Genomic DNA, 10,001 nt, shown 5'->3' with positions numbered 1-10,001 from the left:
CGTAATATTTGTTTGTTAAAACTACAACTCTATTAATAAAGTTACCAAAAATAGCAACCAATTCGTTGTTGTTTTTTGCCTGAAAATCTTTCCAAGTAAAATCGTTGTCTTTACTTTCTGGAGCGTTTGCTGTTAAGGTATAACGCAAAACATCTTGCTGATCTGGAAATTCTTCTAAATACTCGTGCAACCAAACTGCCCAATTTTTAGAAGTAGATAATTTATTTCCTTCTAAATTTAAGAATTCATTTGCAGGTACATTATCTGGTAAAATATAATCTCCGTGTGCTTTTAACATCGCCGGGAAAATAATACAGTGAAAAACAATATTATCTTTCCCTATAAAATGAACCATTTTAGTATCATCTTTTTTCCAGTAATCTTCCCAATTTTTGCCTTCTCTTGCTGCCCATTCTTTAGTAGATGAAATGTAGCCAATTGGCGCATCAAACCAAACATAAAGTACTTTTCCTTCGGCATCTTTTAAAGGAACCGGAATTCCCCAATCTAAATCTCTCGTTACCGCTCTTGGTCTTAAACCATCTTCTACCCAACTTTTTACTTGTCCGTAAACATTAGGTTTCCAATCTTTTTTATGTCCTTCTAAAATCCACTCACGTAAAAATGCTTCATGTTTATCTAAAGGTAAAAACCAGTGTTTTGTTTCCTTTAAACTTGGTACATTTCCTGTAATTGAAGATTTTGGGTTTATTAAATCTGTTGCGTTATGGCTTGTTCCGCAGTTTTCACATTGGTCTCCATAACTTTCTTCGAAACCACATTTTGGGCAAGTTCCAACCACAAATCTGTCTGCTAAAAATTGGTTTGCTTCTGCATCGTATAATTGTGCCGATACTTCTTCTATAAACTCACCATCATTATACAGCTTAGTGAAAAAATCTGAGGCAGTTTCATGATGAATTTTAGAGGAAGTTCTCGAATAATTATCAAAAGAAATACCAAAATCTTCGAAAGATTTTTTAATAATTCCGTGATATTTATCGATAATAACTTGCGGAGAAACACCTTCTTTTTTCGCTCTCATTGGTATAGCAGCACCATGTTCATCCGAACCAGAAATGTAAGCAACGTCATTACCTGTTAAACGTAAATAACGTGCGTAAATATCTGCAGGAACGTAAACACCTGCTAAGTGACCAATATGTATTGGACCATTTGTATATGGTAAAGCGGCAGTAATTGTATATCTTTTAGGAGCACTCATGTGTTCTATGTATTAATTGTGGACTGATTTTTGAAGTGCAAAAGTACGAAAAAGGGAGTTTTAAAAACCATTGAAAATTGATACATTTACCATAATAAGATTTTTAGACAATTATAATCCAGAAACCAGCGCTATTTTGAAGAAAAAAACACTTTTTACACTTTTATTTTTGATGATTTTATCATCTGTAAACGCACAAGACAAATTAAGTACACCAGCTTATTTACAAATAGGAGATACCATTGCCATTGTTGCACCTGCCGGAATTTTAAAACAATATAGAAAAGCAACTGTATTAAAAGCTGTAAAATTAGCGGAGAGTTGGGGTTTAAAAGTTGTTTTAGGTAAAAATTTATATAAGCAGAATAATCATTTTGCAGGAACAGATGTAGAACGATGTCAAGATTTTCAAGACGCGTTAGACAACCCAAATATTAAAGCAATTTGGGCTGCAAGAGGCGGTTATGGTTCTGTACGTATTTTAGATTTATTAGATTATACTAAGTTTAAACAACAGCCAAAATGGATTATTGGGTATTCTGATATTACTGCGTTTCACAACCATATTCATAATTTAGGTGTAGAAACTATTCATGGAATGATGGCAAGTAGTTTAGAGGAAAAACCAGAAGAAATAATTAAAACAATAGCTTCATTTAAGAAATCTTTATTCGGAGAAAAATTGAGTTATAAAATTCCTTCTTCAAAATATAATAGAACCAATTCTTTAAATATAATAGAAGGACAAATAATAGGAGGGAACTTGGCTATTTTAAGCTCTATGTTAGGATCTAAAAGTCAGTTAAATACGAATGGTAAAATTTTATTTATTGAAGAAATTGGCGAGTATAAATATTCCATAGATAGAATGCTGCAAAGTTTAAAACGTGCCGGGTATTTTACAAATGTAAATGCCGTAATTATAGGTAATATGTCTTCTATTAGAAAGAATTCTACCAAATGGGGAAGTGCTATAGAGCAATTAATTTTAGATGTTGTACCAGAAAATATTCCTGTTTTATTTGATTTTCCTGCAGGTCATGAAGCAGATAATAGAGCAATGATTTTTGGAAGGAAAGTTAAGTTGACTGTTGGTAGTAAGCAGTATTCTGTAGATTTTGAAGATTAAGTAAAGTGTTTACCATAAAGAAACAGCTCATAGATTTTTAAAACCTGTGAGGTCTTATTAACTATTATTATGTAAATTAACACATTGGCAAATCAAAACTATTTTTAAGACTTTATTGATTAGTAAAAACGGCCACTGAATACAGAAAACTAAAAAATGGCAGAACATAATGAACTTGGTAAAAAGGGAGAAAAATTAGCCATCGATTTTTTATTAAAAAACGACTATAAAATCCTAGAAACAAACTACCGCTATTTAAAAGCGGAAGTAGATATTATTGCTAAAAAAGGAGAAGTTTTAGCTGCTGTTGAGGTAAAGACAAGAAGTTCAGATTATTTTGAAGAACCACAAGATGCTGTAAAGGCTAAAAAAATTAAGTTATTAGTTTCTGCTATCGATTATTATGTGGTTGATAAAGATTTAGATGTTGAGGTTCGATTTGATATTATTGCTATCATCCATCAAAAAAATAAAACAAAAATTGAACATTTAGAAGATGCTTTTTTGCATTTCTAACATTTTTTGTCAATCTGAACTTGTTTCATAATCTTGTAATGATCAATTCAATTTTTTAGCTGAACATCGTAATCGTTTCATTTTAAAACTACTTTTTAGAACCGTAAGTTTTAGTTTTGTCTTATGATGAAAAAAAACTTTTGGGTGGGTGTTTTCTTAGGTGTTTTGGGCATTGTGCTTTTTTCTTCTAAAGCGGTAATGGTGAAGCTTGCATACAATTATAATGTAGATGCAATTACCATGTTGTTGTTAAGAATGCTGTTTTCTTTTCCGTTTTATGTAATTATAGCCTACGTATATCGAAATAAAAATAAAGAGACTAAAACTACAAAAAGCGATTATTATTGGATTGTATTTTTTGGTTTGGTTGGTTATTATCTAGCAAGCTACTTCGATTTTGAAGGTTTAACTTATATAAAGGCGAGTTTAGAACGTATTATTTTATTTGTGTACCCAACAATTGTAATTCTATTAAATAGACTTTTTTTTAAGCAACCGATTACTAAATTTCAAGCTTTAGCCATTTTTTTATCTTATTTAGGAATTGTAATTGCGTTTTCTGATGAAGTAGATGTTTCTGGAAATAACGTTTATTTAGGAGGTTTTTATGTGCTTTTAAGTGCCATAACCTATGCGTCTTATTTAGTTGGAAGTGGTTGGTTAATTCCTAAATTCGGGGTTGTAAAATTTACAGCCTATGCTATGCTAGTTTCCTGTTTTTGCGTGTTTATACACTTTAGTTTTATAGGTAAAACAGACTTGTTTAATTTGCCTTGGCAAGTATATAGTTTTGGACTTTTAATAGCTGTTTTTGCAACTGTAATCCCTTCGTTTTTGGTAAGTACTTCTATAAAAATGATTAGCTCGTCTAACTTTGCTATTGTTGCAGGTGTTGGGCCAATATCTACCATTATATTAGCGTCTTTTTTCTTAGGAGAAAGCTTAACTTTGTTGCAGTTTTTTGGCGCCTTTTTAGTAATTATTGGTATTGTTATAACCTCTTTAAAACAGGCTAAAAATAAGAAGTGATAGTATTACTTTAAAGCTTCTAAAAGGGCGTTTTTTAAATCTTTAATTTCAGATTTTTTACTGCCACTATCTATATAAGAAATTTTTCCTTTTTTATTGATGATAAAATAAGATGGATATACTTGTTGTTTGTTAAATTTCTGACTAACGTCCATCGCCGAATAGGCAATTTTAAATAGAAATGGATGTACTTTTAGTAACTTTTCTATTACAGGTTTTCTGTCTAAAGCAGGTGCGATAAATAGAATATCATCTCTTTTTTTAAACTCTTGTACTAGGTTATTTAATTTAGGAATATCTGTTAAACAAGGCATGCAAGAGGTAAACCAAAACTTAAAAACAACTACCTTTCCTTTAGTATCTTTATTTGTTAATTTAGTACCATCTGTAAGCCATAGCTTAAAGTCTGGAGCGGTATCATTAATTTTAAAAAATTGTTGACTTACCGCAGAGAAATGAATTGTAAAAATTAAAAAAGCGAATATTTTTTTTGCCATTACTTTTTAGCAAAAAACTGTTTTACATCTTTTAAATGTTCTGGTTTTGCAATTATTTTTTTGTTAGCATCTAGAATAAAATAACTAGGTGTAGAAACTACATTGTAAGTTCTAGCAATTTTATTCTGCCATTTATTTAAACCTAAAACATGATGCCAATTTGGTAATGTTTTTTTGAAACTACTCCAGCCATAACTATCATTTTCTAAAGAATACGCAATTACTTTTACCTTTTCATTTTCTTTTAAAAATGTATGTACTTGTGGTACTTCATTTAAACAATGAGAACAAGTAGTACTCCAAAAAATTAATAAATAATTTTCTGCTTCGTCTAATTTAGAAAGCGTTAATTGCTTACCGTCCTCTTTCCAAGAGAAATCTGGTGCAATTCTGCCTATTTCTGCAGCAAATAAGGCCTGTTTTTCTTCTTTAAAGCTTTTATCTTGAATGTTAGCGGGTAACTTAGCATAGTAATTATCGAACAAATAATCTATTAACTCAAGATTCATATCAGTTTCAAACTGATTAATTAAAAACTCAATAATTTCTTTTTTATAAGAAATATTATCAATCTTAGAAAAAACCTTATCTACAGATTCTTTAAATAATTTTTGTTGTGTTTCTGTATCTTGAGAGTAATTAATGTAAAAAACATAATCTGTAATTCTATCTGTTATAAAAGAAGAATTTAGTAATGTTTTGTTATTAAAGTCAATATGGTCAAAAAAGGAGCCAATCATATTAGACATATATTTCTCTGGCGTTTCTATAATTTCTGGAAGATTATTTCTTAATGAAGCTTTAATAAAGGGCTGAACATACATTCCGTTTGAAGCTTCTAAATATTCTTTTTGAATACTATTCAATGTTTTTAAAGCCTTTTTATATTCATCCTTAAGATGTAAGCTTTGGTCTTCTAAACCTGCAATTTGTATAGAATCTAATTTTTGTTGTGCTGTAGAGATATTATCAACATAATCCTTATACAACATGTTTTCTTTAGAAGTGGTAAAAGTTACGGTTTGGTTTGCGTATTCTGGATGAAAACCAAAATTTACATCTTCTTTATTAAAGATAAAATCTACAAAACCTGCATTTTCTAGTCTGTAAGTTATTCTATAAGAACCTACTTTTGTGCTTTCTGGCAGTGTAAAACTAAAGCTACCTATTGCTTGTTTTTTTCCTTGAATAGCAACAGAATCTATCTTAATTTTTGAGTTTTGTATAAACTTTTGTGATGCACCTTCAATTTTGTATAAGATAACCCAATCTGTATCTATGGTAGGAGACATGGTTCCATTAACAGTATATTGTGCTTGTGCAAACGAAGAAATTAAGAATATAAATGCGAGTATTTTTTTCATCTTTTAAGTTTATTTTTGATGGTATTAAACTATTTTCAAGAAGCATACCAAAAGTACTATTTCTCTATTTTAAAGTAATATTAATAGTTTAAAGCTTCAAAGTAGTTAATAATAGCTTCTTTCATTAACACTGTTTGTTCACCAGGTTTTAAATTTGGTAACTCTGTTAGTGTTTTATAATGGGGCCAAGTATCATCATCAAAATAATCGAACTCGTAATAACCATAAGGCTCTAAAAGTTTGCAAATGGCAATATGCATTAGGTTTACTTTTTCGTCTTTTTTAAATTCTCTTTGACCTTGTCCTAATTCTTGTACACCAATTAAATAGATAATTCCATCCATATTTAATTCGTCTCCATCTGCAAATTGATTGGTTAATTTACTAACTAACAATTCCCATTTTTCTTTTAAGGTGAGTGTTTTTGGCATCTTACTATTTTTATAAGTTGTAAAGATACGACTGGCATTTTTAAATTGATCAAAATTTATGTAGGTTTGAGAAAATTAATTTCATGAATATTTTTGACATTGTTATAGCTTCTTTATTGCTTTTTGGTTTTGTTAGAGGGGTATTAAAAGGTTTGTTTGTAGAAGTAGCCTCTTTGGTAGCACTTATTGCCGGTGTGTATGGCGCAATTCATTTTTCTTACTTTGCTTCAGATTTTTTAAAAGAGTATGTTTCTTGGAACCCAGAATATATTTCTTTAGCTTCTTTTGCCATTACTTTTGTGATAATTATTTTGGTAATTGCGCTTTTAGGAAAAGCATTGACTAAAATTGCAGATTTTGCTTCTTTAGGAATTTTAAATAAAATATTAGGCGGTGTGTTTGGTGCTTTAAAAATAGGGTTGATATTAAGTGTTCTTTTTATTTTTTTTGGTAAAATGAATGATACAATTCCTTTTATAGAAAAGGAAACATTGCAAGAGTCTATTTTATATGGGCCCGTAAAAAAAGTAGCACCTACTATTTTTCCATCTATAATAAAGGAAGTGGAAAAGGAAAAAGAAGTATAGTAAAGAAATAAAACTGTAGATTTTAAAATATAAATAAAAACCCAAGAAAAACTAATTTCTTGGGTTTTGTTATTTAATCTAAATGATAAATTTCCATTATATCATCTAAGTATTTTTCGAAATCAATTTTTAGATCAATTAATTTACCTGTATGCACATCAAAGACCCAACCATGAACTTTTAAACCACGATCTCTGTACGCTTTTTGTACGGCAGCTGTTTTAATAAGATTTACACATTGTTCTTTAACGTTTAATTCTACCAAACGTTCGTATTTTTTTTCTTCAGACTTTATAGCATTCAACTCTGTAGCATGAATTCTATACACATCTCTAATATTACGTAACCACGGGTTTAAAATACCAAGATCTGCAGATTGCATAGCTGCTTTAACACCTCCACAACCATAATGCCCGCAGACAATAACATGATTTACTTTTAAATGATCTACGGCATAATTAATTACAGACATTACATTTAAATCGATACTAATAACCATATTAGCTATATTTCTATGCACAAAAACTTCTCCGGGTTTAGCTCCCATTAGTTCTTCTGCAGTAGCCCTACTATCTGAACAACCAATATATAATAATTCTGGTTTTTGACCTTTTCCTAATTCTTCAAAATAGTTTTTATCTGTAGCTAATTTTTCTTTAACCCAATTTTCATTGTTTTTAAATACAGTTTCTAAGTTCATTATAGAAGTTTTAGTTGGTGTTTTTTCCGTTTTTACTTTATAGTTAAGTTGTGTATTAACAATGGAAAGGTAATTATTATAACTTAATAAAAGAGGCTTGTAGTACCTCTTTTATTAAGTTGTTTTATTTTTTAGTTTATAAAAGTAACTGCACCATCATTAATATTGTACATAGCACCAACAATCATAATTTCACCATTTTCTTCCATTGTTGCTAAAACTTCACTCTCGCGTCTAATTCTTTCTATAGTAAGTGCTACATTTCTAGCGGCAACATTATCTACAAAGTCTAAGTTTGCAGATGTTCTAGAGCTAGCTTCTTTTGGCTCTAAAACAGCATTTACTGCTGGCTTAATTTTGTTAAGCATTGCAGTAAGGTTTCCTAATTTAGCATTGTCGCAAGCACCTTTTATGGCACCACAACTTGTGTGGCCTAAAACTACTACTAATTTTGTTCCTGCTAACTTGCAGCCAAATTCCATAGAACCTAAAATATCTTGGTTTACAAAGTTACCAGCAATTCTAATGCTAAAAATATCTCCTAAACCTTGATCAAAAATTAGTTCTGCAGAAACTCTAGAATCAATACAACTTAAAATTGTTGCAAAAGGAAATTGACCTGTACTTGTATCATTAACTTGTTCTAGTAGGTTTCTATGTGCTTTTAAATTATCTTGAAATCTTTGGTTACCTTCTTTTAAAAAGGTTAAAGATTTTTCTGGTGTCATTGTAGACTGTGTTTCTTTAGTATGTGCTTTCATGTATATATTTTTTATAATGTTCTCTAAAAATGAATAAAGAACATTTTTTTATAATGTTTATGTTTTTTATAGAGGTAGCTATTATTTTAGTTAACAACTACCTTTAAATAATAGATTTAGCTTAAACTAATATCTGATTTTGGTTTTTCTTTAAAGAAATGGATAAAACTTTCTGGGTTTTCTACAGTACCTCGCTTAGATATAAGTTTAATATCAATATTTCTTTCTTTAGCTTTAAATAAAAAGTCTTCTAAAATTTCAATAATATCATTATCTAAATATCTAGTTTTAATAAGATTTATTTCTAAGTACGTATCTACAGGTAAGCTGTCTAATTCTTTTAAAATAGCACCTTTATTAAAAAATGTTACTTCTTCTGCTAAGGTCATTTTTATTTTATGCTTACCATTACTTTTATCTTCAATATGAAGAAAGTGAGAGTTTTGATAACTTTTTAATAAAATAACTATAATACCAACAAATAACCCTAAACCAATACCTACTAATAAATCGGTAAAAACAATACCAACAACAGTAACAATAAATGGTACAAACTGTTTCCAACCAAGTTTATACATTTGTGTAAACAATTTTGGTTTTGCTAATTTATAACCAACTACTAATAATATAGCTGCAAGTACAGATAATGGAATTTTATTTAATAAAGTAGGAATTAAAATTACAGAAATTAATAAAAATAAACCATGTAAAATGGTAGATAATTTTGTCTTTCCACCAGATTGTACGTTTGCAGAACTTCTTACAATTACTTGTGTAATAGGTAAACCACCAACTAAACCAGAAATAATATTTCCTGCTCCCTGAGCCAATAATTCTCTATTGGTTGGAGTTACATTTTTATTTGGATCTAATTTATCACAAGCCTCAACACTCAACAAGGTTTCTAAACTAGCAACTAAAGCAATAGTAAATGCTACAACCCATACTTCTGTATTGGTTATTGCGGCAAAATTAGGAAAGCTAAATTGACCTAAAAAAGAATTAATGTCTTCAGGAATAGGAACACTTACCAAGTGTGATGCAGAAATACCTAAAGTTTCATTTGTAGCAGTAAAAAGATGGTAAACAATACCTAAAACAACCGCAATTAACGGACCCTGTATTACTGTAAAGAACTTTGCTTTTTTAGATAAAACAGTATCCCAGAATAAGATAACTAATAAACCTATAATACCAATTACAAGAGATCCTAGAATAAGATGATCGAAGATGTTAAATATTGATGAAAATGTATTTTCTCCTGAAGCTTCAATAAAGCTCTCGGCTCCTTCTGGTTCTGCATCATAACCAAAAAAGTGAGGAATTTGCTTTAAGATAATGATGATACCAATACCTGTTAACATTCCTTTAATTACTGAAGATGGAAAATAATAACCAATAACTCCCGCTTTTAAAACACCAAAAATTAATTGAATGATACCAGCTAAGACTACGGCAACTAAAAAGTTTTCATAACCACCTAAAGTACCAATAGCAGTTAAAACAATAGCAGCTAATCCTGCAGCAGGACCACTAACACCAAGTTTAGATCCACTAAGACCACCTACAACAACACCTCCAATGATACCTGCAATTACTCCAGAAAATAAAGGTGCTCCACTTGCTAATGCAATACCTAAACACAAAGGTAATGCTACGAAAAACACTACAATACTTGCAGGTAAGTCGCTTTTAATATTTTTAAACATATGTATATATTTTTACTCTATTCTTTTTAGAGTAGAGCTATTTGTTAAGTTTT

11 protein-coding genes are annotated in these 10,001 nt (G+C 29.8%); 4 read left to right on the top strand and 7 right to left on the bottom strand.

Annotated features, from left to right (window positions below; translation table 11 throughout):
• Positions 1 to 1,225, bottom strand: a 1,225-nt coding sequence (gene metG / locus GQS58_RS17130; RefSeq protein ID WP_240914564.1) for a methionine--tRNA ligase, incomplete at its 3' end; no start/stop codon positions are given.
• Between the two features lie 172 nt (positions 1,226 to 1,397).
• Between metG and GQS58_RS06055 the strand changes: the two genes are divergently transcribed.
• From GQS58_RS06055 to GQS58_RS06045, 3 genes are all read left to right on the top strand, one after another.
• Positions 1,398 to 2,354 carry an LD-carboxypeptidase gene (locus tag GQS58_RS06055; RefSeq protein WP_166383962.1) on the top strand — a complete coding sequence of 319 codons (957 nt, stop codon included), beginning with the start codon at positions 1,398 to 1,400 and terminating at the stop codon, positions 2,352 to 2,354.
• Between the two features lie 156 nt (positions 2,355 to 2,510).
• On the top strand, positions 2,511 to 2,870 hold the full coding sequence (locus tag GQS58_RS06050) for a YraN family protein (RefSeq protein ID WP_166383880.1): 360 nt from the start codon (positions 2,511 to 2,513) through the stop codon (positions 2,868 to 2,870).
• A 123-nt stretch (positions 2,871 to 2,993) separates the two neighbouring features.
• On the top strand, positions 2,994 to 3,899 hold the full coding sequence (locus GQS58_RS06045) for a DMT family transporter (RefSeq protein WP_166383878.1): 906 nt from the start codon (positions 2,994 to 2,996) through the stop codon (positions 3,897 to 3,899).
• 5 nt (positions 3,900 to 3,904) lie between these two features.
• Here GQS58_RS06045 and GQS58_RS06040 read toward each other — a convergent pair whose 3' ends face one another.
• From GQS58_RS06040 to GQS58_RS06030, 3 genes are all read right to left on the bottom strand, one after another.
• Positions 3,905 to 4,396 (bottom strand): TlpA family protein disulfide reductase, encoded by a 492-nt coding sequence (locus GQS58_RS06040; protein ID WP_166383876.1) that lies wholly within the window; start codon positions 4,394 to 4,396, stop codon positions 3,905 to 3,907.
• Positions 4,396 to 5,760, bottom strand: a complete 1,365-nt coding sequence (locus tag GQS58_RS06035) for a TlpA family protein disulfide reductase (protein WP_166383874.1) — start codon at positions 5,758 to 5,760, stop codon at positions 4,396 to 4,398. Before GQS58_RS06035 ends, GQS58_RS06040 begins: the two co-directional genes overlap by 1 nt.
• A gap of 80 nt (positions 5,761 to 5,840) precedes the next feature.
• Positions 5,841 to 6,191 (bottom strand): hypothetical protein, encoded by a 351-nt coding sequence (locus GQS58_RS06030; protein ID WP_166383872.1) that lies wholly within the window; start codon positions 6,189 to 6,191, stop codon positions 5,841 to 5,843.
• A gap of 83 nt (positions 6,192 to 6,274) precedes the next feature.
• On the opposite strand from GQS58_RS06030, the gene GQS58_RS06025 reads away from it, so the two are divergent.
• Positions 6,275 to 6,778 (top strand): CvpA family protein, encoded by a 504-nt coding sequence (locus GQS58_RS06025; RefSeq protein WP_166383870.1) that lies wholly within the window; start codon positions 6,275 to 6,277, stop codon positions 6,776 to 6,778.
• A gap of 73 nt (positions 6,779 to 6,851) precedes the next feature.
• Here GQS58_RS06025 and GQS58_RS06020 read toward each other — a convergent pair whose 3' ends face one another.
• From GQS58_RS06020 to GQS58_RS06010, 3 genes are all read right to left on the bottom strand, one after another.
• Positions 6,852 to 7,478: a carbonic anhydrase gene (locus GQS58_RS06020; RefSeq protein WP_166383868.1), complete on the bottom strand. Its 627-nt coding sequence runs from the start codon at positions 7,476 to 7,478 to the stop codon at positions 6,852 to 6,854.
• A gap of 131 nt (positions 7,479 to 7,609) precedes the next feature.
• A complete protein-coding gene (locus GQS58_RS06015) occupies positions 7,610 to 8,239 on the bottom strand; it encodes a carbonic anhydrase family protein (RefSeq protein WP_166383866.1) in 630 nt (209 codons plus the stop codon).
• 116 nt (positions 8,240 to 8,355) lie between these two features.
• On the bottom strand, positions 8,356 to 9,948 hold the full coding sequence (locus GQS58_RS06010; protein WP_166383864.1) for a SulP family inorganic anion transporter: 1,593 nt from the start codon (positions 9,946 to 9,948) through the stop codon (positions 8,356 to 8,358).
• Positions 9,949 to 10,001: the final 53 nt, after the last annotated feature.

Source organism: Polaribacter sp. 11A2H, from assembly GCF_011379025.1.
GTDB lineage: Bacteria > Bacteroidota > Bacteroidia > Flavobacteriales > Flavobacteriaceae > Polaribacter.
The sequence above is the reverse complement of the archived record's forward strand: the minus strand, read 5'-3'. Positions and strand labels throughout refer to the sequence as shown.

Bases quoted from the DNA above. Each gene is read 5' to 3' on its own strand.
- GQS58_RS06055 (WP_166383962.1), top strand. From the start codon at position 1,398: ATGATTTTATCATCTGTAAACGCACAAGACAAATTAAGTACACCAGCT.
- GQS58_RS06050 (WP_166383880.1), top strand. From the start codon at position 2,511: ATGGCAGAACATAATGAACTTGGTAAAAAGGGAGAAAAATTAGCCATC.
- GQS58_RS06045 (WP_166383878.1), top strand. From the start codon at position 2,994: ATGATGAAAAAAAACTTTTGGGTGGGTGTTTTCTTAGGTGTTTTGGGC.
- GQS58_RS06040 (WP_166383876.1), bottom strand. From the start codon at position 4,396: ATGGCAAAAAAAATATTCGCTTTTTTAATTTTTACAATTCATTTCTCT.
- GQS58_RS06035 (WP_166383874.1), bottom strand. From the start codon at position 5,760: ATGAAAAAAATACTCGCATTTATATTCTTAATTTCTTCGTTTGCACAA.
- GQS58_RS06030 (WP_166383872.1), bottom strand. From the start codon at position 6,191: ATGCCAAAAACACTCACCTTAAAAGAAAAATGGGAATTGTTAGTTAGT.
- GQS58_RS06025 (WP_166383870.1), top strand. From the start codon at position 6,275: ATGAATATTTTTGACATTGTTATAGCTTCTTTATTGCTTTTTGGTTTT.
- GQS58_RS06020 (WP_166383868.1), bottom strand. From the start codon at position 7,478: ATGAACTTAGAAACTGTATTTAAAAACAATGAAAATTGGGTTAAAGAA.
- GQS58_RS06015 (WP_166383866.1), bottom strand. From the start codon at position 8,239: ATGAAAGCACATACTAAAGAAACACAGTCTACAATGACACCAGAAAAA.
- GQS58_RS06010 (WP_166383864.1), bottom strand. From the start codon at position 9,948: ATGTTTAAAAATATTAAAAGCGACTTACCTGCAAGTATTGTAGTGTTT.